Below are 23,947 nucleotides of genomic sequence, written 5' to 3'. Positions count from 1 at the left end.
AAATAAATACAACTAGAGTGAAGATTATGACTGACAAATTTATCAAATCAAAAGCGGCTATCGCATGGGGTCCTAAACAGCCTCTTTCTGTTGAAGAAATTGATGTAATGTTACCCCGTGCTGGCGAAGTATTAGTTCGCATCGTTGCAACTGGTGTATGTCACACTGATGCGTTCACATTATCTGGCGACGATCCAGAAGGTATATTCCCTGCGATCCTTGGTCACGAAGGTGGCGGTATCGTTGAAATGATCGGTGAAGGCGTAACAAGTGTTGAAGTTGGCGATCACGTTATCCCTCTTTACACTGCTGAGTGTGGCAAATGTAAATACTGCCTATCTGGTAAAACTAACCTTTGTCAGGCAGTACGTGAAACCCAAGGTAAAGGCCTAATGCCAGACGGCACGACTCGTTTCTACAAAGACGGTCAGCCTATCTTCCATTACATGGGTTGCTCTACTTTCTCTGAGTACACTGTACTTCCAGAAATTTCTTTAGCTAAAATCAGCAAAGAAGCGCCACTTGAAGAAGTTTGTCTTTTAGGTTGTGGTGTAACAACCGGTATGGGCGCAGTACTTAACACTGCTAAAGTTAAAGAAGGCGACACTATCGCTGTGTTTGGTCTTGGCGGTATCGGTCTTGCAGCTATCATCGGCGGTACTATGGCTAAAGCTAGCCGTATCATTGCGATTGATATCAACGAAAGCAAATTCGATTTAGCACGTAAGCTAGGTGCAACTGAATGTATTAACCCAATGAAATTCGACAAGCCAATTCAAGAAGTGATTGTTGAATTAACTGACGGCGGTGTTGATTACTCTTTTGAGTGTATCGGTAACGTTAACGTGATGCGTTCTGCACTTGAGTGTTGTCACAAAGGTTGGGGCGAGTCAGTAATCATCGGTGTTGCTGGTGCAGGTCAAGAAATCTCTACCCGCCCATTCCAACTAGTGACTGGTCGTGTATGGCGTGGCTCTGCATTTGGTGGCGTTAAAGGCCGTTCAGAGCTTCCAGGTATCGTTGACCGTTACATGGCGGGTGAATTCAAACTTGATGATTTCATCTCATTTAACATGGGCCTAGACGACATCAACAAGTCATTTGACCTACTACATGAAGGTAAGAGTATCCGTACGGTTATTCACTTCGATAAGTAAGCTTTTTATACCTCAGCATTACTATAATAACGCCATAAAAAATGCGCAGAGTCCCTACACTCTGCGCAGCTTTAACAAGAGACCAAATCCAATGCCTTTAGAAAATATTAGCTGTAACAAAAGTGCTGGCGGCTGGCATAAGCAATATACTCACCGCTCAGAAGTTCTTAATTGTGATATGCGTTTTGCTATTTACCTGCCTCCGCAATGTGCCGCAGGGCAAAAAGTACCGGTTATTTACTGGTTATCAGGTCTAACATGTACTGATGAAAACTTTATGCAAAAAGCAGGTGCACAACGCATGGCGGCAGAATTAGGCGTTGCGATTGTAGCCCCTGATACTAGCCCACGTGGCGAAGGCGTTGCCGACGATCCACAAGGTGCTTATGATTTTGGTCTAGGTGCTGGTTTCTATGTTAATGCCACAGAAGCGCCGTGGAATCGTCATTACCATATGTATGATTACATTGTAAATGAACTGCCAACATTGATTGAAGCACATTTCCCTGTGACTGATCAGCGTGCAATCAGTGGTCACTCAATGGGTGGACATGGTGCACTCATGATCGCCTTGCGTAATCCGAAGCGTTATAGCTCTGCATCTGCATTTAGCCCTATCGTTAATCCAATGAATTGCGCTTGGGGCCAAAAAGCATTTACCGGTTACTTGGGAACAAATACTCAAAACTGGAAGCAATATGATACAAGTGAATTGATGCGTATTGCTGAGATCAAATTACCAATGTTAGTTGATCAAGGTACGCATGATAACTTCTACAATGACGGTCAACTTCGAACTGAAACTCTGATTGCGGCAGCAGAAACCAATAGCTACCCAGTTGAGATTCGTATGCAAGATGGTTATGACCACAGCTACTACTTTATGGCGTCATTTATTGATGAGCATCTGCGTTTCCACGTTGAAAACTTCAATAAATAACCGCTAACTTTATTAAACGCCTTTTTTGCAGACAGGGTTTAATAAGACACAAAAAAGCCTCGGCCAGTCTAACTGTTCGAGGCTTTTTATTGTTTGACGATAACGCTGTATTAATACTAACTATATTAAAGCTAATTACCGTTATTACAGTCTATTAATTACATGCTGTAAGTGTAAGGCGCTTGAACACCTAGAGGAATACCTAGCGTCCAGAATACTAACAAGAAGATAGTCCAACCAATTAGCATTGCAATTGAGTACGGCATCATCATTGACGCTAATGTACCAATACCTGAGCTCTTAACATAACGCTGCATGTAAACAACCACTAATGGGAAGAACACCATCATTGGCGAAATAATATTAGATACAGAGTCGCCAACACGGTAAGCCGCTTGAGTAAGCTCAGGTGAAATACCTACCGCCATTAGCATTGGTACCATGATAGGACCAATCAATGCCCACTTAGCAGAAGCAGAACCCACTAACAAGTTAACACTTGCTGTTAGTAGAATCATACCAATGATAGTTACTTGTCCAGGAAGGTTCATTTGTTGCAATAACTGTGCACCAGAAAGTGCTAATAATGTACCTAGGTTTGACTGGGTAAACGCAACTAAGAACTGAGCAATAAAGAACACCATTACCATAAAGCCAGCCATGCCCGCCATTGTGGTCGACATTGCTTTAATCACATCACCGCTTTGCTTAAATGTGCCCGCAACTTTACCGTAAATAATACCCGGAATAACAAACAGAATAAAAATCAACGGTACGATAGATTGCATTACTGGCGCATTAAAGGCTGCCACTTCACCGGATGGTGAACGCAATGGTGATGTTTCAGGCCATACAGCAGCAACTAATAGCACAATACCAACGACCATTGTCCAGCCAGCATATGAGAATGCTTTGCTTTCTAATGGTGTAAAAGAGCCCATATCTGGTGCTTCTTCTGCATCAGTATCAATTGCTGTTTTTTGTAAACGAGGCTCAATCACTTTATCAGTGATATACCAGCCAATACCCACAATAACAAATGATGATAAACCAGTGAACATTAGGTTTGCTAACGGGTTAACAATGTAAGTTGGGTCCATGATGCGCGCTGCTTCTTGTGTGAAGCCCGCTAATAATGGGTCGATACCAGAAGGAATAAAGTTAGCAGAGAAACCACCAGAAACACCCGCAAACGCAGCCGCAATACCGGCTAGAGGGTGACGACCCGCAGCGTGGAAGATAATACCACCAAGAGGAATAACCAACACATAACCTGCATCAGCCGCAGTGTGCGATACAATAGCCACTAAAATCAGCATTGGTGTAAGTAGCTTAGCTGGGGTGACATTTAACATCTTTTTCAGGCCTGTATTGATAAAGCCAGACGCTTCAGCAACACCAACACCTAACATAGCAACAAGTACAATACCCAATGGTGCAAAACCGGTGAAGTTTTTCACCATGTTAGCCAAGAAGCTTGCCATGGCATCGCCCGTTAGCAAGTTATTCACTTGTACCACATCTTTAGTAACTGGGTGCACAAGACCGAAATCAAACTGTGATAAAACAGCCGAAAGAATCCAAACGGTGACTAAACCCCAAAAGAACAGTAAAGCGGGATCAGGAATTTTATTACCTGCGCGCTCAATACCATTTAAAAACTTGTCCATCGCACTCGTCGATGGAGGTGGTGCTTGCTTTAGTGTTTTTTCGTTCATGGTAATGCCATGTCCTTATGCTGGTTATGTTTGCTGTTTGGATCTACTTACATGTAGTCGATCTCATTGTGTTTTTCGCCCAAATAAATTCTGAATATTCGCTGAACGATTGTAATGAAATTATCACAACAAACAGTGTTATAGACCTATTTATAACACTCATATACCACAACATATTGTAACTAATCATTAATACGAAACTTACTAAAAACAATAAAAAAACATATCTGCAACATTTGTGGGGGTTTACAATTTATCTTCCCCTTATTAGGGCTACTCTCCTTTTGTTGATACACAAAAATAAACAACCACTGTTAGCTTTTGCCCTTCAATCGCCTTAAATTACAGCAATAAAAAAAGCACCCGTAGGTGCTTTTTATTATTCAATTCGTGCTAATAAGCCCGTAATTATTCCCACTCAATCGTGGCTGGTGGCTTACCAGAAATATCGTAAACAACACGTGAAATGCCATTAACTTCATTGATGATACGGTTTGATACTTTACCTAAGAAATCGTAAGGTAAGTGTGCCCAATGCGCGGTCATAAAGTCGATGGTTTCTACCGCACGTAGCGATACAACCCAATCATACTTACGGCCATCGCCCATCACGCCTACAGAGCGTACAGGTAAGAACACAGTAAATGCTTGTGATACTTTATTGTAAAGATCAGCGTTATGTAGCTCTTCAATAAAGATTGCATCAGCGCGACGTAGTAAGTCACAGTACTCTTTCTTCACTTCACCCAATACACGTACACCTAAACCAGGTCCAGGGAATGGGTGGCGATATAGCATGTTATAAGGTAAGCCAAGTTCTAGACCGATCTTACGTACTTCATCTTTAAATAATTCACGTAATGGTTCAACCAAGCCCATTTCCATATCATCAGGCAAACCGCCAACATTATGGTGTGATTTAATCACATGTGCTTTACCCGTTTTAGACGCTGCAGATTCGATAACATCAGGGTAGATAGTACCTTGTGCTAACCACTTAGCATTTTTTAGTTTCTTTGATTCTTCATCAAAAATATCAACAAACACGTGACCGATGATCTTACGTTTTGCTTCTGGTTCATCAACACCCGCTAATGCCGTTAAGAAACGATCTTCAGCTTTAACATGAATAATGTTTAGGCCAAATTTATCACCAAACATGTCCATGACTTGCTGACCTTCGTTAAGACGAAGTAAACCATTATCAACAAATACACATGTTAACTTATCGCCAATTGCACGGTGAATAAGCATCGCAACCACTGATGAATCAACACCACCAGAAAGACCAAGGATAACTTCATCGTCACCCACTTGTTCTTTGATTCGTGTAATCGCATCTTCAATAATATTGGCTGAAGTCCATAGCTTTTCACAGCCACACACATTCATTACAAAGTTTTCAATTAACTTCATGCCTTGACGCGTATGCGTTACTTCAGGGTGAAATTGCACTCCGTAGAAACGCTTATCTTCATTTGCCATTGCAGCAAATGGGCAGGTATCTGTTTCAGCGACTTTAATGAAATCCGCTGGAATTTCGACAACTTTGTCACCGTGGCTCATCCATACATCAAGTAATGGTGTACCATCAGCAGCAACAGCATCTTGAATATCTTTTAAGAAAGCAGTCTGCTCAACAATTTTAACTTGCGCATAACCAAATTCACGCTCATCAGAACCGGCAACTTTACCACCCAGTTGTTCTGCCATGGTCTGCATGCCGTAACATACACCAAACACCGGAACACCCGCTTCAAATACATACTGTGGTGCGCGAGGAGAACCTGCTTCAGTTACGCTTTCAGGACCACCAGAAAGAATAATACCGTTTGGATTGAAATCACGGATATCAGCTTCATCAACATCCCAGCTCCAAAGTTCACAGTAAACGCCGATTTCACGGATACGACGGGCAATTAACTGAGTGTATTGCGAACCAAAATCCAAAATAAGAATACGTTGGTCATGAATATTTGCGGTAGTGGTCATTATAGAGCTATCTCAAAAATTGAATGTATTGGGGGCTATATTTAGCCCCGATTTTATCTAACTTCGCAACTTAGGCAATCGTTTTCGTTCAATGAAGACTGACTGCTTAATAATTAAGCCATACGGTAGTTAGGTGCTTCTTTTGTAATCGTCACATCATGTACGTGTGACTCTTTCATGCCGGCACCTGAAATACGTACAAATTCAGCTTTAGTGCGTAAATCTTCAATTGTTGCAGAGCCAGTTAAGCCCATGCTTGAACGTAAGCCACCCATTTGTTGATGCACAATTTCCTTCATCAAACCTTTGTAAGCCACACGACCTTCAATACCTTCTGGTACAAGTTTGTCAGCTGCGTTATCTGATTGGAAGTAACGGTCAGAAGAGCCTTTTGACATTGCGCCTAGTGAACCCATACCACGGTATGATTTGTATGAACGGCCTTGGTACAGTTCAACTTCACCTGGTGCTTCTTCAGTACCCGCGAACATTGAGCCAACCATTACACATGACGCACCCGCAGCGATGGCTTTACATAAATCACCAGAGTAACGAATACCGCCATCCGCAATAACTGGAATACCGTATTGATCAGCCACTGATGCAGCTTCTGAAATCGCAGTAATTTGTGGAACACCCACACCTGTCACTATACGAGTAGTACAGATTGAACCAGGGCCGATGCCCACTTTAACCGCACTTACACCGGCATCAATCAGTGCGCGAGCACCTTCAGCAGTTGCAACGTTACCACCCACAATAGGCAAGTTAGGGAAAGCTGCACGAGTTTCACGAATACGTTGTAAAACGCCTTCTGAGTGACCGTGAGATGAATCGATAAGTAATACGTCAACGCCAGCTTCAACTAATGCAGCAACACGTTCTTCATTACCCGCACCAGCACCAACAGCAGCACCAACACGTAAACTACCGCGAGCATCTTTACATGCATTAGGTTTACGTTCTGCTTTTTGGAAGTCTTTCGCTGTGATCATACCTTTTAGACGGAAGTTATCATCAACAAGCAGTACTTTTTCAACACGGTACTTTTGCATGATAGCTTCAACTTCTTCACGAGATGCACCTTCTTTAGCAGAGGCTAGCTTCTCTTTTGAAGTCATTACTTCTTCAACTTTAATTGAAAGGTCGGTAACAAAACGGACATCACGACCAGTAATAATACCGATCAATTCGTTGTTATCTGTAACCACAGGGTAACCTGCGAAACCATTTTCTTCCGTTAAACGCTTAACATCTGCAATAGTGTTATTTGGTTTAACAGTAACAGGTTCTGCAACAACGCCAGCTTCGAACTTTTTCACCATGCGAACTTCAGCCGCTTGTTGTTCGATTGACATATTCTTGTGGATAAAACCAATACCACCCTCTTGAGCGAGAGCAATAGCTAGGCGACCTTCAGTCACTGTATCCATAGATGCTGATAGCATAGGAATGTTAAGAGCAATCTCTTTCGTGAGACGGGTGCGCAGATCGGCAGTGTTAGGTAGGACTGTAGAATGAGCAGGAACTAATAATACATCATCAAACGTCAACGCTTCTTTTTTAATTCGTAACATGCAATATCTCACACCAATTTAAAGGTTTACAAAGAAGATTAAAATATTGCGAACGGATTATACGTATGAAGCAATCGTTTGGCTAGTTTTATTTTTTATTTTTTATTTGACAAAAAACATTTGCTGTGTAGTATATTTCGGTTAACTATCCGGTGATGCGGTCGACGAAATACGGCCAAGATCTGTCCATTGATCTGCCTAGGCGTTTTTCGTTCTATTTGATAGTTTTCTGACCGCCTGCCGCCATTCATTCGTTAGCAGGTGCTTCCTTCGTGACTCTATTCGCTTCTCAAAGCCAATCCAACGATCGTATCTACACCGTTTCTAGTCTCAATGCGCAAGTCCGTCTAATCCTTGAAAATGAAATGGGGATAGTATGGCTCGTCGGTGAATTGTCGAATTTTTCAATGCCGGTTTCTGGCCATTGGTATTTCACCCTTAAAGATTCTCGTGCCCAAGTTAAATGTGCGATGTTCAAAGGTAATAATCGCCATGTCACCTTTAAGCCTGGCAATGGTAATCAAGTATTAGTTAAAGCGCGCCTATCCATTTATGAGCCTCGTGGTGACTATCAGTTAATTATTGAAAGTATGCAACCTGAAGGTGATGGCCGTTTACAACAGCAATTTGAACAACTCAAAATGAGCCTTGCTGCTGAAGGTTTATTTGCTCAATCATTAAAAAAACCATTGCCACAACAACCACAACGTGTCGGTGTTATTACCTCTAAAACAGGTGCGGCTCTTCACGATATTCTGCACGTATTAAAACGTCGAGATCCAAGCTTAGCTGTGGTTATTTATCCAACTATGGTGCAAGGTGATGGCGCAGCCATATCAATAGCTCAAGCGATTGGGCGAGCAAATTCACGCCAAGAATGTGATATTTTAATTGTTGGCCGTGGGGGGGGGTCATTAGAAGATTTATGGGCATTTAATGAAGAAATTGTTGCACGAACCATTGCCGCAAGTCAGATTCCGATCGTCAGTGCCGTTGGTCATGAAGTCGATGTCACTATTGCTGATTTTGTCGCAGATATGCGTGCACCTACCCCCTCAGCTGCGGCAGAATTAATCAGTCGTGATAGCTCTGCACAAACCGATAAAATTGCTCAGAAACAACAACAACTACGCCATGCGATTCAGTTTTATGTTGCAGATAAAAAGCAGCATGTAAATCAATTAAAACATCGTTTAGATCGCCAACATCCACAACTACGTTTAAACCAACAACAACAGCATTTGGATGAGATCAGTCGTAGACTTCAGCAGATAATGCTGAAAAAAATACAAATACAGCAACAACGTATTACTCAGAACCAATATAAATTATCACTTTATTCACCGCAGCAACAACTGCAACATCACACCACAACACTCGTTAACACTAAGCGACGTTTATTGGATGCGATGGATCGACAATTATTAAATGCTAATCATAAATTAGTCTTAGCAGCAGAAAAATTAGATACGGTCAGTCCACTGGCAACGCTTAGCCGTGGTTATTCAATTACACGTGATGATAAAGGGGAGCTTATTCGTCGCTGTGATCAGGTTAAAGCTGGAGATCAACTGATTACGACGGTTACAGACGGTAAAATCCATACCACCGTTAATAGTCATTAATTCTCGCCCCATCACTCTTCAATGCCGCAATAGCACTCTTTTATTGCGGCATGATAGCGTTAAAAGATTAATCTTCCGCTTTATTAAATACGACCTTTACTCGTGATTTTGATTTTAACTCATTACAATAATTACAAAAATAACTCGCAGAGCCACACGCTTGTAATTTTTCTAATTGTTCAGAACAATCAGGACAAAATGCAGTTTTAGTCACTTTTTGTTGGCAATAATCACAAAAATATCCCTGATCTTTCCAACTTAATTCACTCTCACATTGTGGACAAGTATTTTTAATCACTCTCTTTTACTCCTAAATGAATTTATTCTAGCATGCAAAATTATTGACTAAGATGCTACTAAATTTAAACACCATTCTTTAAATCTTAGGCACACCCCTAACTATATTTTACCCTTTAATTCGATTTATCAATGGTGAATATACCGTCATGATCCCCGAGATGATCATCACCCTTATGGGTGATCATTGTGTTTATTAAATCTGATCAGCGATCAGCTACTAAAAGAATATTTATCAATACACATCCCGAAAGCATAAGTTACATATTCTGCATATGGATTTTAAACAGGATAAAACACTAACCCTTCTGCTTTAAACCTCACAGATCCAATATTTAATAAATTAAGATCATACTTGAAAAAGAATAAATATTGACCATATTTGTCATGCTATACATTTCGATAATGCCGATTTATTCTTATTCAATAATAGTCACCAGTATAAAAAATCCCACTAACATTATAAAAAAATAGACAATTACAGATATAAAAAAATCGTCCGCAGACGATTTATAAATAATAATGCCATCTTATTTACGCGACGGTGGCGGTCGTTATCATGACAATTTCTTGCTCAGAGATAATCTCAAACTTTACCGTTAGCGCGTGATATTCTGCTAAGGAAGTTGCCTGTGTTCCGCCACAGGGAATTTCAATTATCCCCTCATCACCAAGATCACATTGCCAATAGCGCGAATCGGTTAAAGCATCACCTTCGCGACGCATTACTATCGGCGTCGCTAATAGCAGCCATTGTGCAAGCTGCTGATTCATACGCAATGTTATTTCAGCTAAGTTCGCCACCATCTCTGAACTATTTAGGCCTCTTTTACGCAAGGTCTTACCTAAGCGATAATAATCGGTGCTGCAATTTTCACTGACAATACTTTTTTCTTGCGCATAACTATGAAAATCATAATGCCCAAGTTCATCACATCGACTCGAATCTTTCCGCCAAAAATCAGTATGTAATACCTTATTTAACGCTAATGATGATAAATGACCACCACTGTGACCACGACTCAAACTCTGTTGATACGCTTTATCAACCACCAGTGTTACCTCTTCACCAACACACAGAGTTATTGCTAATGCTATATGGTGCACCACAACAAATACCCAGCCATCAGTATCACGCTTAACGGGAATATCGGCGGCAATATACAGTTGCTGAGTCGCTATTTCTATCGCTCCCACTACACAGTCTATCACCGGGTATTGCTCGGTTTGAAACACTAAGTCACCACGATCTGCTGGATGATCAGGCCAAATATGACTCACTGGATGAAAGGGTGTTTGTTCAGTAACAATCCATGTACCGCCATTTTCAGTAACAATAGAACAAACAACTGTCGTAGTTATTTGCCATCTATTTTGTGTAAAAAAAACGGTGGTTGGATTGATCATTATTGGTGTCGCAATCATTGGTGTAACAGCTGCCATGATATTTTCCTTATAAAAAAGCCCAACACTATGGTTGGGCTTTCACATTTAGAGACAACACACTTAACCGCTAATATTACTTTCTGCGATCGTGTAAAGCACTCGTTAAGCGCTTACGTTGACGTTCTTGAGAAACAGTCAACTTCTGCTTTGTTGTTTCAAATGGGTTTTCACTATTCTGGAATTGAATTCGAATAGGTGTACCCATCATTTCTAATGACTTACGGTAGTAGTTCATCAAGTAACGTTTGTAAGAACCAGGAAGGTCATTTACTTGGTTACCGTGAATAACAATAATCGGTGGGTTGTAACCACCAGCATGGGCATATTTTAGTTTCACACGACGGCCACGAATCATTGGTGGCTGGTGATCATCTTGCGCCATTTGCATAATACGGGTTAGCAGTGATGTACTAATACGCTTAGTTGCTGACTTATATGCTTCAATAACTGATTCATATAAGTGACCAACACCAGTACCGTGTAGTGCAGAAATAAAGTGAATGCGTGCAAAGTCAACAAAACCAAGACGACGATCAAGTTCAGATTTAACACGCTCTTTAACGTCGTTATCTAAACCATCCCACTTATTAACTGCAATCACTAATGAACGACCTGAGTTCAGAACAAAACCAAGTAGGCTTAAATCCTGATCTGAGATATTTTCACGCGCATCAATGACTAACAATACAACGTTAGCATCTTCGATAGCTTTCAATGTTTGAATAACAGAAAACTTCTCAACCGCCATGCTCATATTCTTACGACGACGAACACCTGCGGTATCAATCAATACGTATTCTTGGCCATCACGTTCCATTGGAATGTAAATAGAGTCACGTGTTGTTCCCGGCATATCGTAAACAACAACACGTTCTTCACCAAGAATACGGTTAGTTAACGTTGATTTACCCACATTAGGACGACCAATGATAGCCATCTTAATTGGTTGTTCTTGTAGACGTTTGTAGGCAGCTTCAGCATCTTCTTCAGAAAGGTTTGCTTTCTCGATGTCTTCAACTGAAGTTAAGTCTTCAAGCGTTAGTTCGCCATCTTCACCATTTTCAGCCGCTAACTCTGCATTTAACTTATCAGAGAATGGTGCTAATGCACGCTCCATCAACGCCGTTACACCGCGGTTTTGAGTTGCTGCAATTTGGAACATCGCATCAACGCCTAAGCGCCAAAACTCAGCACAAGCAGTATCAGGATCAATACCGTCAACTTTGTTAACCACTAAAAATGTTGGCTTTTCACGGCTGCGAAGGTGTTTTGCAATTGCTTCATCAGCAGAAGTTAATCCCGCACGACCATCAACAAGGAACAGTACAACGTCTGCTTCTTCGATTGCCGCTAATGACTGTTCAGCCATTTTGGTTTCAACACCTTCCTCTGTGCCATCAATACCGCCGGTATCAATAACAATAAATTCGTGCTCTTCTAGCTCAGCTCTACCGTATTTACGATCCCTAGTTAAACCAGGAAAGTCTGCAACTAGTGCATCCCTCGTGCGGGTAAGACGATTGAACAACGTCGATTTACCCACGTTTGGGCGCCCGACAAGGGCAACAACAGGAATCATAACTACCTCTTACTTTTCATAGTCTTAATTGACATTTTACCGCTCATTCTTGCCTCAAATAAGCATATTTACTTATCTTCATCCGACAATAATATACACAACGGATATAACAACAACGGCTCCAACTGCATAAGACAGCTGGAGCCGACAAATTAATCTAGCGACAGTATACCGACTTATTTCGATATTTGCATTTTGTTGATTTCACCATCACGGGTAACAACAATAAAGCTATTGTCATCAAGTGCAACGGGTGGAACCGCAATACCACTACCGTCAATTGATTCTTGTGAAACAAATTCACCAGATTGAGTATCTAACCAATGTAGATAACCTTCAGCATCACCTACCACTAAATAGCCATCAATAACTGCAGGTGCACTTAGTTGACGGTATTGAAGATCTTTATTTTGCCATAGCTCAGTACCACTACGTCCATCAACCGCGACGATGTGATCTTTAGCTGTTACTAAGAACAACTCGTTACCATCCACAACAAAATTAGTTGCTGATGAATAATTACGTTTCCACGCAATTTGACCACTGCGAAGATCAATCGATACTAATGAACCATTATAGCCGATAGCATATAAACGATCGCCAGAAATTACAGGAGCGGCATCAACATCCACTAAACGATCAATTTCAGTGGAACCTTTAGGTGTTGAAATGGTTTGCTGCCATAGCACACGACCATCATTTAAGATCGCGCCTTCTAAACGGCCATTTGATAGCCCCCAAAAAACACCACCAGAAATCGCAACGGGAGAGCTTGTACCACGTAATGTTAACGTTGGTATCTCATTGCTGATTTGCCATTTGCTCTTACCTGTATCAGCATTAAGTGCTTCAAGCACACCATTACTAGTATTCACAACAACAATACCGCTATCAACTAAAGGTTGTGATAATACTTCACCAGCCACTTTAGCACGCCAAACTTCTTTACCAGTTGCAGCATCTAATGCTATTACGTCAGCATTTTCAGTACCGATAAAGATTTTTCCTTCAGCTAAAACTAAGCCTCCAGAAATTTTAACGCTGGTCTTTTTCTCTAAATCATTTTTCCATAACACTTTACCGTTACTAGAATCTAAAGCTTCAACTAAACCAGTACGATCAGCAACAAAGACTTTATTCAGACCAACAGCAGGCGTTAGCTTTGAATAGTAACCAGAAACACCGTCACCAACACTACGACTCCAATCTGTTTTGGGCGTAAAAGTATTGTCTACTTTAGGCAATGGTGCCATATGAATAGAATCAACTTCGCTCGCACAACCAGATAATACGCTCACAGCAATTGTTACGGCTAAAGCGCGTTTTAACACCTTATGCATTATGTTCGCCTTATTGAGCTAAGTCATTAAGCTTCATTTGCAATGCTGGTGATGAACCATCTTGCTGAGCTTCTATATATGCATCACGAGCTGCTTGAATATCGCCTTTTTGCAGTAAGATATCACCGCGTAATTCTGCAATATTTTCATTCCAGCTTGGAATCGTTACTTTTTTCAGTTCAGCTAACGCTTCAGTGAATTTCTGCTGTTCTGCGTAAATACGTGCTAGACGTGTTACTGCTAACGGTAAAATAGCGTTATCTTTAGTGTTACTGATCACCCAATTAAGTTGTTCAATCGCACCGTCAAGATGATTATTTTCAACTTGAACTTTTGCTAATTGTAACGCAGCAAGAACTGCATATTGACTGTCTTTGTTAGCTTTGATGAACGTTTGCGCTTCAGTAACTGCAGTTTTACTATTATTGTCGAGAGCTGTAACTACTTGAGTATAGGAGTCAGATGCTAAATGTTTCGCAGCATGGACTTCAGACTGGTAGTAACGCCAACCTAATAGACCACCTAAACCAATCACGGCGCCTAGAACAACGGCTTTGCCGTTCTCTTGCCACCACGATTTTATCGCTTCAACCTGTTGTTCTTCTGTGGCGTAGTCGTTCACTTCCTGTCCTCTCTTAAATCAGTGCTGCCAGCTTCGCTGCAACCTCATCCTGTGCCATAGTAATTTGTTCACCGCCATGTAAATCTTTAACTACGACGGTGTTTTCTACCATTTCATTTTCACCAAGAACCAATGCAATTGCTGCACCTACGTTATCAGCGCGTTTAAATTGCTTTTTAAAATTACCACCACCAAAGTTAGACATAACGCGTAACTGAGGTAATTGATCACGTAATTTTTCTGCAAGCATCATACCTGCTGCTAAAGTTCCTTCTCCAGCTGTTACCATGTACACATCAACCGAACGACGAACATCGTCTTGCTCTAATGCTTCCATTAATAATACTAAGCGTTCAAGTCCCATAGCAAAACCAACTGATGAGGTTGCTTTACCACCTAGTTGTTCAACTAGACCGTCATAACGACCACCACCACATACTGTACCTTGTGCACCTAAGCTATCAGTGATCCACTCAAATACAGTACGGTTATAATAATCTAAACCACGCACAAGGCGTTCATTTACTTGATATTTGATGCCCGCAGCGTCTAATAGTTCACATAATCCAGTAAAATGTTGTTGTGATTCTGGATCTAGGTACGCAGAAAGCATTGGCGCATCAACAAGAATTTCTTGAATCGCAGGGTTCTTAGTATCTAAAACACGCAATGGGTTGGTGTACATGCGGCGCTTAGCATCTTCGTCTAACACGTCCATATGCTGTTCAAGGAACGCAATCAGTGCAACACGGTAATTTGCACGTGCTTGCAGTGAACCAATAGAGTTTAACTCTAGACGAACATGGTCATTAATACCAAGCTCACGCCATAAACGTGCTGTCATCATGATAAGTTCAGCATCAACATCAGGACCATCAATACCAAATACTTCTACACCAACTTGATGGAATTGACGGTAACGGCCTTTTTGTGGACGCTCATGGCGGAACATTGGACCCATGTACCATAGGCGCTGTTCTTGATTGTATAGCAGACCATTTTCAACACCCGCACGCACACAGCTAGCTGTACCTTCTGGACGTAATGTTAAACTATCGCCATTACGATCCTCAAAAGTGTACATTTCTTTTTCAACAACATCAGTAACTTCACCGATCGCACGTTTAAACAAATGTGTCGACTCAACAATTGGCATACGTATTTCATTGTAACCATATGCACTGATCACTTGTTTAACTGTGCCTTCGACTTTTTGCCAAAGTGGAGTTTGTGTTGGAAGGCAATCGTTCATGCCTCGAATTGCTTGAATTTGTTTCGCCACGATTATTCTCAGTTTCGATGGGGATTTAGATCGAATATATAATTTATTGCAGAAATAGTGAACCACACTGTCACAATAACAGTATGGTTTTTACTATTTTATCCTATTGCGTAATATCAATGCGATTGTTTAGGTTTAACATTGAGGCTTTTGCGCGGATTTTCGCCTCAAGCAGATCAATAACGTTATCATTATCAAAACGCTCTTTTTGACGAATACCATCTTCATAGAAAGCACTCTTACGATTACCGCCAGCAATACCTAAGTGAGAAGCCTCTGCTTCACCAGGGCCATTCACTACACAACCAATAATAGAAACATCCATCGGTGTGATAATGTCTTCTAAACGCTGCTCTAATGCATTAACAGTCGCAATGACATCAAATTCTTGACGAGAACACGTTGGACACGCGATAAAATTAATGCCGCGCGAACGAATGCGTAATGATTTTAAAATATCAAAACCCACTTTGATCTCTTCAACAGGATCTGCTGCTAATGAGATACGTAAGGTATCGCCAATGCCTTCTGCAAGCAACATTCCTAAACCAACCGCAGATTTCACGGATCCAGCGCGCGCACCGCCCGCCTCTGTGATACCTAAATGCAGCGGCTGTACAATTTGTTTTGCTAACTGACGGTAAGACTCAACCGCTAAAAACACATCCGAAGCTTTAACACTGACTTTGAATTGATCAAAATTCAGGCGGTCTAAAATTTCAACATGGCGCAGCGCTGATTCAACCAATGCTGCGGGTGTTGGCTCACCGTATTTTTGTTGAATTTCTTTTTCTAACGAACCGCCGTTAACCCCGATTCGAATCGGAATGTTTTTATCACGCGCACATTCAACCACAGCACGAATACGATCTTCACGACCAATATTGCCTGGGTTAATACGTAAACAATCCACGCCATATTCAGCAACTTTTAATGCGATGCGGTAATCAAAATGAATATCAGCAACTAATGGTACATTAACTTGCTGTTTGATCAGTTTAAACGCCTCAGCAGCATCCATTGTCGGTACAGAAACACGTACAATATCAGCTCCTACTTTTTCCAATGCACGAATTTGAGCTACCGTTGCATCAACATCAGTAGTAAGCGTGTTAGTCATTGATTGAACGGCAATTGGAGCGCCATCACCAATAGGCACATTACCGACATAAATTCGGCTTGATTGGCGACGTATAATGGGTGATTCGTTATGCATGTCTTATCATTCTCTAATTACTGCGGCAATGTTAACGTTATAGGTCGACCTGCCGGATAACGACTAAGATCGAAAGGTTGCCCTTTAAGTTCTATTTTAACGGCACTCGGCGCACCAAGTCGAACGCGAAATGGTGCCTTACCATTAATATCAACTGTTTGACCTGCAGTCTTAATACCACTTTCGAGACGTTTACCATTGGCATCACGAATATCAACCCAGCAATCAGCAGTAAAGGCCAATTGTAATGCTGGGGCAGCTTCAACCTCGGTTATTGCCGCTGGCGTTGCTACTACTGGCTCTTTCATTTCAGCGACTGTTGTTGCTGCTACAGGGTCAGCTATCGTTGTAGTCGCATCAGTTATCACTGCTGGCGTTGGCACATCAACAGGATTAACAGACGTAGTAACTGCAGCAGAAGCCGTTGATGGTGTACCATCAGTTACCACTGCTGTGGGAGTCTCAATTGCTGGAGACGTAACTACCGCAGCCGTAGAGGTTGTTTCTGTTGCTGGGGTTACCTTAGCAGCATCAACGACTGGCGTTGTATCTCGATCTAAATGGCTATTTTGCCACCACCACACAGCAGTTACACCAACAAAAATAACCGCAAGGATCCATGTTAGCCCCATTATACGATTGTCATGCGCTTCACGGTTAGTGCGGCGTGAGAAACTTTGCATTTCTTGGGCTTTAGGTTTGGAGTGACCATAATCATCCAGTAAAGCGACAACAGCAACGTCATCTAACCCTACATACTTTGCATACGATCTAACATACCCTCGAGTAAATGTTGATATTTGTTCACTGTCGAAACAGTTACTTTCAATATCGTTAATCACAGACAAACGTAACCGTAATCGATTAGCTATATCTAGTTGCGAGTAACCCTGTTGTTCACGCGCTTGGCGAAGCATATCGCCCGGACGTACAATATTGTCTGGCTGTGGTGAGTCGTTATTTTCAATATTCATTGGCTAGATAATTCTGATATTGCTGAGAATTAGGAAATTGTTCTTTTAATAGGTTAGCGTATTTATTGACCAAAGTTAACCGTCCATTTTGGTTTTCTAATTGAATGAGCAACAACAAACTATTTGCTGTATATCCATATCGCTTATTAAATTTAAGCAACCGTACGCGAGCGTCTTTATAATTATTAGCCTCTAATTCTAACTGCGCCAGTTGCAACATTGATTTTGGGCGATATGGATCATGTGAAAGTGCTTTTTCAAAATAATCTATCGCCTGTAAGTCATCGCCTTGTTTGCGGCTACATAAACCTGCGTTTTCATAACTTGCTGAAATAAGATAATAATAAGGTTGATTAATGGCTTTAACAAACGTATCAATCGCTTCATCATAGCGCCCTTCGCTACACAAAAAGGCCCCATAATTATTAAGTACATCACCGTTTCGAGGCGAATCCCTTAACGCTTGCTTATACATTTTTTCTGCAGATTCTTTTTCATCAACCTTTTGATAATAATAGGCCATAGCATTTTGAACACGATAATAATCAGGCGCATAGCTTAAAGCTTGCTCCAAATTTTCACGAGCGCGTTGCCATTGGCCTACTTTTAAATAGTTTAACCCTAATGTCATTCGAGCTTCAGCAGCATCAATGGCATTAAATCGTTCTGCGCTATCTTCTACTGTCACAGTGGCACATCCGGCCAACAGCAAACAAGAAAATAATGGATACTTCATCCATTGTATCATTTTTACTCACCTTAACATCCGTGTTAAACCGCGAAGTGGTTATAATAGCTAAGCTAATTTAAAGGGTTTTAACTGCAATAGACTCCCCCATTGATTGCTTTGCTTGAGTACGTTTAGTGCGGTCAATTACATCACCCACTAATTGGCCACAAGCAGCATCAATATCATCACCACGAGTTTTACGTACAGTTACGGTGTAATCATACTCCATTAGAGTTTTCATAAAGCGATCTATACGTGAATTACTAGGTTTTTTGTAAGGAGAACCTGGATATGGGTTAAATGGAATTAAGTTAATTTTAGCTGGTGTATCTTTTAATAGACGGCCAAGCTGACGTGCATGTTCCATATCATCATTAACATGATCAAGTAGCACGTATTCAATTGTTACACGGCCACGGTTCGCATTGGTTGAATCAACATAACGACGAACTGTGTCTAAGAAGATTTCAATATTCCAGCGATCGTTAATCGGCATGATTTGTGAACGTAATTCATCCGTCGGCGCATGCAGTGAAATAGCAAGAGCCACATCGATAGTACCGATCATTTGCTCTAAACCTGAAACAACACCAGATGTTGATACCGTAACGCGACGCTTAGATAAACCAAAACCTAAATCATCGAGCATAATTTCTAATGCTGGAATTAAGTTTTTCATATTCAGCAGTGGCTCACCCATACCCATCATTACGATATTAGTAATAGGACGGCGACCAGTTTCTTTTTGAATACCAATTTCTTTCGCTGCACGCCATACTTGACCAATAATTTCAGAAACACGTAAATTACGGTTAAAACCTTGTTGGCCAGTTGAACAAAATTTACACTCTAGCGCACAGCCTACTTGAGAAGACACACATAAAGTTGCGCGATCTTCATCTGGAATATAAACCGTCTCTACGTCTTGATCGCCAACACGCATCGCCCATTTGATAGTGCCATCATTTGAGTATTGTGCGTTAGAGACTTCAGGAGCACGAATTTCAGCAACGCGCTGCAATTTTTCACGCAGTTTTTTGTTAATATTGTTCATTTTATCAAAGTCATCACAACCGAAATGATAAATCCATTTCATTATCTGATCTGCTCGGAATGGCTTTTCATTTAGCTCTTCGGCAAAGTATTTACGCAGACCTTTGCGATCGAAATCCAGCAGATTAATTTTGACAGTTGTCATCGGTTGGTGCCTCACTAAAAATGACTATTGCTGCGCCTTTATAACTCGGAGATCTGCAAATGGCAGTCTCATCGTAGTTATCAGGGTTTAAGGCGCGAAATTGTACAGCCTTTAGGCGCGAGTTTCCACCCATGCAATGTATGGTTATTTTAGTGGTGATAACAATCTTGATGTTTAAAATAATAAAGGGAAGCCTTAGCCTCCCTTTAGTGTTTGGTTTCGCTTATTTTTTCAGCGACGAATCATTACTCGCTACGTGGACATAGCTCATCAGCGGCAAAGAAGTAGCTGATCTCACGTTCGGCTGATAGTGGGCTATCTGAACCATGAACCGAGTTATAACGTAAGCTAAGTGCAAAATCAGCACGAATAGTGCCACATGCAGCTTCTTGTGGATTCGTTTTACCCATCAATTCTCGATAACGAACAATCGCATTTTCCCCTTCAAGCACTTGTACCATCACCGGGCCTGAAGTCATAAAATCAACTAATTCATCATAGAAAGGTTTGCCTTCATGTTCAGCATAAAACCCTTGAGCTTGAGTTTTAGTTAGCTGTAACATTTTAGCAGCAACAATTTTTAAGCCTGCATTTTCGAAACGTTGATAAATAGCGCCAATTAAATTTCGTTTAACAGCATCCGGCTTTACGATTGAAAACGTTTTTTCTATTGTCATTATTATAATTTCCTTTTGAGTCTAGTTGCCGTCCATTTACTTAGTCGCACTTCATCGCCACGAATAACTATTGTTAACTTACAATAGCAATCCTGCAATATTTGCAATACCTAAGCCCGTCGCACCGACTGCCCAACGTGGATCGGCACTATCACGATAACATGCAGCTAAATCAAAATGAATCCAACTGCAATTATCCGTATCAACAAAGCGTGATAAAAATCCAGCTGCATTTGATGCACCACCCATACCGCCACCTTTTTGAACGCGGCTATTAGCGGTATCTGCAAATGCAGAAGGACAGTAGCCTTGATGCCATTTTTCAAGAGGCAATGGCCATGCAGGTTCATTCACTAGCTCTGATAATTGTTGAGCACGGCTTAATAATGTTTTATCAAACCCAAAAATGGCATTGTAATCACTACCAACAGCCATCATAGCGGCACCAGTTAATGTTGCAGCATCAATAATTAACGGCGCTTTAGTTGCAGACGCCATTAATAAGCCATCAGCAAGTACCAACCGCCCTTCAGCATCGGTATTTACAATTTCAACCGATACCCCATTGCTATACGTTAACACATCGCCAAGTTTATAAGCATCGCCTGACACCATATTTTCAGCACAACAAAGAATAAGTTTGACCCGCTTCGTTAAACCTTGTGCAATGGCATACCCTAATGCAGCAGTAACTGTTGCCGCGCCCCCCATATCGCACTTCATACTGACCATGCCAGCACTGGGTTTTAAACTGTAACCACCTGAATCAAAGGTGATCCCTTTTCCTACTAAACAAGCACTGATAGGCGCATCAGGATCGGTAGTAGGGTTATAATCAACAGTTAATAATACTGGCGGGTGCTGACTACCTCGACCAACACTGTGAATACCAATCCAACCATCAGCCAAAAGCTCATCACCAACAATCATTTGGGCATGAATATGTTCACCCCCAATTTCAGTCAAAAAACTCACCGCAGCTTTAGCTAATTGTTGCGGATAGATTGTATCAGGGCCTGTATTAATGATTTTCCGCGCCCAATCATGGCTATGTCGACGTGCATTTAACAATTCAAGCTCATCTTCATCAATCGATGCCCATTTAATGGCAACCGTATCCATGGTAGCGGCAAAACCACAATAAAAAGCCCATTGACACTCATAATTCCAACCGTCACCACTCAAACTTACCGCTTCAACCCCTTGTGTTTGAATTTGTCGGCCCGCTTGTTGAATACGACGCAAACCAAATGCATCACCATAATGCACAGTGACACTGTCAGTTTGGTAACTGATTAAGGCATTAATACCCCAAGGAGCACGTGCGGGCTCTTTTGATAAATTTACTGTCAACATTATTGATAACCTCTTGTTTTATTTATAGTCTGTATTTTTTATTTAGCGCAATTTAAATATAAAAAAAGCCCTCTTAGACGATTTTAACGAGAAAAAATCATTAAGAAGGCTTACTACTGTATAATTTATATTATTGAGCGAGAATACGTGCCAAGGTTTTTACTCCCATACCCGTCGCACCTGCTGCCCATTGATCATTACCGCTCTTACGGTAAGTACCGCTAGCATCAATGTGCATCCAGCCTTGCTGATAATCATCAACAAAATAAGATAAAAATGCCGCAGCTGTACTAGCGCCTGGCATAAAATCACCACTAGAAATATTAGCTAGATCAGCAAAGTTTGATGGCAACATTTTACGGTGAATTTCCGCTAAAGGTAATGGCCACATACCTTCACCTTCTAGCTCTGCCGCCGCTAATGCTTGACGAGATAAAGCCAGATCAAAACTTAATAGCGCATGGTAATCATTACCTAATGCCATTTTTGCAGAGCCCGTTAATGTCGCGCAATCAATAATTAATTCAGGGTGTTGGCTATTAGCATACATCAAACCATCAGCCAGTACTAATCGTCCTTCGGCATCAGTATTTAACACTTCAACGGTTTTACCATTTTTATATTTAATGATATCGCCTAATTTTAGTGCACGGCCTGAAATCATGTTTTCAGCACAACATAAAACTAATTTAATTCGCTTATTAAGCCCACGTGCCATTGCTAATGCTAGACCACCGGTTGCTAATGCTGCACCACCCATATCGGCTTTCATTGATGCCATACCTGCTGATGGCTTAATGCTATAGCCACCGGAGTCAAAGGTAATGCCTTTACCAACGACACAAGCAAATACGGGTGCATCAGCATCACCCGTTGGATTATAATCTAAACGTAGCATCGCTGGACGGTGATCAGAACCACGACCGACAACATGAATACCATTCCAGCCTTCATCTAATAAGTCGTTACCTTTCACAATTTTGTAAGTCACATGTTCAGGCGCTAATGACTTAATAAACTCGCCAGCACGCGCAGCTAATTGTGATGGCGCAACTACATCAGCGGGTTGATTGATAATATCGCACACCCAGTTAATCGTTTTAATTCGTGCCTGTAATTCGGCTTCATCCGCTTTATTTAATGGCTCCCAAGTCACCAAATTATCGGTCTTTGGATTACGATACCCCTGCAGAAATGCCCAAATTGCGTCTAAGCCCCATGCCATGCCGATTAAGTTAACCGCTTTAATGCCTTGCGCATCAAACCGACGGCCAGCACGTTGAATATCGCCCAAAAGATCATGGGTCGACACATGAATCACACTGCCTTCTGCACCAAAACTAATTAATGCATTTGTTCCCCATTGCGACCCTGCCGCTTGATGAGAAAGACTCACAGACATTATGGTAGACATTGATAAGCTCCTTGATAAATACCACACAGCCAAGCAATTAAATAAAGTTGATTACTGCGTCATTGTTATACTATTTTTATAACCAATAAGACTATGCCCATCCCCTTTTAGAGGCAACAATAAAACAGGCTTTTCGTGGTTCCAATTATTGTTCGTCAATCCAGCACATCTGTACGGCTTCTAAAATTTTCTCATTACAATGGTCAACATCATCATCAAATTCATCCAGTGCCACGATCCAATCCCTTAAATCAGTAAACCGTACTTGGGTTGGATCAACGTCTGGGTATAACTCAATCAGTTCAATAGCAATATCACGTGAATCAATCCATTGTAGACTCATAATAAATCCTCATTTTCTTAATAAAATAACAAATTAACGTAACATGACTCTGATAAATAACCACAATCCTAATCAATAGCTAAAAAAATAGGCCGCTATAATGGCGACCTATTTATCTGTTTCTATTAATGTGCTTCAGAAGCGAGATTCACTGTATAACGAGGAATATCGACCACTAAGTCATCATCAGCAACCCGTGCCTGACAACTCAATCGAGATTCTGGCTCAAGTCCCCATGCTTTATCGAGCATATCATCTTCAAGTTCATCGCTCTCATTTAGCGAGTCAAAGCCTTCTCGAACAACAACATGACACGTGGTACATGCACAAGACTTTTCACACGCATGCTCAATTTCAATGCCATTACGCAGTGCAACATCTAGGATAGTTTCGCCTGATTGCGCTTCTAAAATTGCGCCTTCAGGGCAATGTTCTTCATTGGGTAAAATTATAATCTTAGGCAT

At 41.3% G+C, this 23,947-nt stretch carries 21 protein-coding genes; 3 read left to right on the top strand and 18 right to left on the bottom strand.

Features of this window, described 5'->3' with window-relative positions; translation table 11 throughout:
- The first annotated feature begins 26 nt into the window (after window positions 1-26).
- Both Q0V26_RS08195 and fghA read left to right on the top strand, forming a co-directional pair.
- Entirely contained in the window at window positions 27-1,157 is a 1,131-nt protein-coding gene (locus Q0V26_RS08195; RefSeq protein WP_297480460.1) for an S-(hydroxymethyl)glutathione dehydrogenase/class III alcohol dehydrogenase, read from the top strand.
- A gap of 91 nt (window positions 1,158-1,248) precedes the next feature.
- Window positions 1,249-2,097, top strand: coding sequence for an S-formylglutathione hydrolase (gene fghA, locus Q0V26_RS08190; protein WP_297480453.1), 849 nt, complete (start codon window positions 1,249-1,251; stop codon window positions 2,095-2,097).
- Window positions 2,098-2,255: 158 nt separating this feature from the next.
- Here fghA and Q0V26_RS08185 read toward each other — a convergent pair whose 3' ends face one another.
- The 3 genes from Q0V26_RS08185 to guaB all read right to left on the bottom strand — a co-directional run bounded on the left by Q0V26_RS08185 (window position 2,256) and on the right by guaB (window position 7,384).
- Window positions 2,256-3,815, bottom strand: a complete 1,560-nt coding sequence (locus Q0V26_RS08185; protein WP_080158897.1) for an AbgT family transporter — start codon at window positions 3,813-3,815, stop codon at window positions 2,256-2,258.
- A 408-nt stretch (window positions 3,816-4,223) separates the two neighbouring features.
- Window positions 4,224-5,807: a glutamine-hydrolyzing GMP synthase gene (guaA, locus tag Q0V26_RS08180; protein ID WP_297480451.1), complete on the bottom strand. Its 1,584-nt coding sequence runs from the start codon at window positions 5,805-5,807 to the stop codon at window positions 4,224-4,226.
- Between the two features lie 113 nt (window positions 5,808-5,920).
- Entirely contained in the window at window positions 5,921-7,384 is a 1,464-nt protein-coding gene (gene guaB, locus Q0V26_RS08175) for an IMP dehydrogenase (protein ID WP_080158899.1), read from the bottom strand.
- A 272-nt stretch (window positions 7,385-7,656) separates the two neighbouring features.
- Here guaB and xseA point away from each other — a divergent pair, with 272 nt between their 5' ends.
- Window positions 7,657-9,009, top strand: coding sequence for an exodeoxyribonuclease VII large subunit (gene xseA, locus Q0V26_RS08170; protein WP_297480446.1), 1,353 nt, complete (start codon window positions 7,657-7,659; stop codon window positions 9,007-9,009).
- A 67-nt stretch (window positions 9,010-9,076) separates the two neighbouring features.
- On the opposite strand, the gene Q0V26_RS08165 is transcribed toward xseA, so the two are convergent.
- The 15 genes from Q0V26_RS08165 to fdx all read right to left on the bottom strand — a co-directional run bounded on the left by Q0V26_RS08165 (window position 9,077) and on the right by fdx (window position 23,947).
- Window positions 9,077-9,307: a zinc ribbon domain-containing protein gene (locus Q0V26_RS08165; RefSeq protein ID WP_080158901.1), complete on the bottom strand. Its 231-nt coding sequence runs from the start codon at window positions 9,305-9,307 to the stop codon at window positions 9,077-9,079.
- A 533-nt stretch (window positions 9,308-9,840) separates the two neighbouring features.
- Window positions 9,841-10,749 carry an alanyl-tRNA editing protein gene (locus Q0V26_RS08160; protein WP_297480441.1) on the bottom strand — a complete coding sequence of 303 codons (909 nt, stop codon included), beginning with the start codon at window positions 10,747-10,749 and terminating at the stop codon, window positions 9,841-9,843.
- Between the two features lie 76 nt (window positions 10,750-10,825).
- Complete coding sequence (gene der, locus Q0V26_RS08155; protein WP_080158902.1) at window positions 10,826-12,331, bottom strand: ribosome biogenesis GTPase Der; 1,506 nt, start codon at window positions 12,329-12,331, stop codon at window positions 10,826-10,828.
- A gap of 176 nt (window positions 12,332-12,507) precedes the next feature.
- Window positions 12,508-13,671, bottom strand: a complete 1,164-nt coding sequence (bamB, locus tag Q0V26_RS08150) for an outer membrane protein assembly factor BamB (RefSeq protein ID WP_297480439.1) — start codon at window positions 13,669-13,671, stop codon at window positions 12,508-12,510.
- A gap of 10 nt (window positions 13,672-13,681) precedes the next feature.
- The gene (locus Q0V26_RS08145) at window positions 13,682-14,293 is read right to left on the bottom strand and encodes a YfgM family protein (RefSeq protein WP_297480436.1); all 612 of its coding nucleotides are present in this window, start codon (window positions 14,291-14,293) and stop codon (window positions 13,682-13,684) included.
- A gap of 13 nt (window positions 14,294-14,306) precedes the next feature.
- On the bottom strand, window positions 14,307-15,575 hold the full coding sequence (gene hisS, locus Q0V26_RS08140) for a histidine--tRNA ligase (protein ID WP_297480433.1): 1,269 nt from the start codon (window positions 15,573-15,575) through the stop codon (window positions 14,307-14,309).
- A 103-nt stretch (window positions 15,576-15,678) separates the two neighbouring features.
- Window positions 15,679-16,791, bottom strand: a complete 1,113-nt coding sequence (ispG, locus tag Q0V26_RS08135) for a flavodoxin-dependent (E)-4-hydroxy-3-methylbut-2-enyl-diphosphate synthase (RefSeq protein WP_297480430.1) — start codon at window positions 16,789-16,791, stop codon at window positions 15,679-15,681.
- Between the two features lie 17 nt (window positions 16,792-16,808).
- Window positions 16,809-17,765: a cytoskeleton protein RodZ gene (rodZ, locus tag Q0V26_RS08130; protein ID WP_297480426.1), complete on the bottom strand. Its 957-nt coding sequence runs from the start codon at window positions 17,763-17,765 to the stop codon at window positions 16,809-16,811.
- A complete protein-coding gene (pilW, locus tag Q0V26_RS08125; RefSeq protein ID WP_297480424.1) occupies window positions 17,755-18,513 on the bottom strand; it encodes a type IV pilus biogenesis/stability protein PilW in 759 nt (252 codons plus the stop codon). Before pilW ends, rodZ begins: the two co-directional genes overlap by 11 nt.
- Before the next feature lie 58 nt (window positions 18,514-18,571).
- Window positions 18,572-19,693, bottom strand: coding sequence for a bifunctional tRNA (adenosine(37)-C2)-methyltransferase TrmG/ribosomal RNA large subunit methyltransferase RlmN (locus tag Q0V26_RS08120; protein ID WP_297480422.1), 1,122 nt, complete (start codon window positions 19,691-19,693; stop codon window positions 18,572-18,574).
- 245 nt (window positions 19,694-19,938) lie between these two features.
- The gene (gene ndk, locus Q0V26_RS08115) at window positions 19,939-20,370 is read right to left on the bottom strand and encodes a nucleoside-diphosphate kinase (RefSeq protein WP_080158910.1); all 432 of its coding nucleotides are present in this window, start codon (window positions 20,368-20,370) and stop codon (window positions 19,939-19,941) included.
- Between the two features lie 78 nt (window positions 20,371-20,448).
- A complete protein-coding gene (gene pepB / locus Q0V26_RS08110; protein WP_297480418.1) occupies window positions 20,449-21,726 on the bottom strand; it encodes an aminopeptidase PepB in 1,278 nt (425 codons plus the stop codon).
- Window positions 21,727-21,856: 130 nt separating this feature from the next.
- Window positions 21,857-23,140 carry an aminopeptidase PepB gene (gene pepB, locus Q0V26_RS08105; protein ID WP_297480415.1) on the bottom strand — a complete coding sequence of 428 codons (1,284 nt, stop codon included), beginning with the start codon at window positions 23,138-23,140 and terminating at the stop codon, window positions 21,857-21,859.
- A 145-nt stretch (window positions 23,141-23,285) separates the two neighbouring features.
- Window positions 23,286-23,483: a Fe-S cluster assembly protein IscX gene (iscX, locus tag Q0V26_RS08100; RefSeq protein WP_297480412.1), complete on the bottom strand. Its 198-nt coding sequence runs from the start codon at window positions 23,481-23,483 to the stop codon at window positions 23,286-23,288.
- A gap of 125 nt (window positions 23,484-23,608) precedes the next feature.
- Window positions 23,609-23,947 carry an ISC system 2Fe-2S type ferredoxin gene (fdx, locus tag Q0V26_RS08095; protein WP_297480409.1) on the bottom strand — a complete coding sequence of 113 codons (339 nt, stop codon included), beginning with the start codon at window positions 23,945-23,947 and terminating at the stop codon, window positions 23,609-23,611.

The sequence above is a fragment of the uncultured Photobacterium sp. genome (assembly GCF_947039875.1).
Taxonomy (GTDB): Bacteria; Pseudomonadota; Gammaproteobacteria; order Enterobacterales; family Vibrionaceae; genus Photobacterium.
The sequence above is the reverse complement of the archived record's forward strand: the minus strand, read 5'-3'. Positions and strand labels throughout refer to the sequence as shown.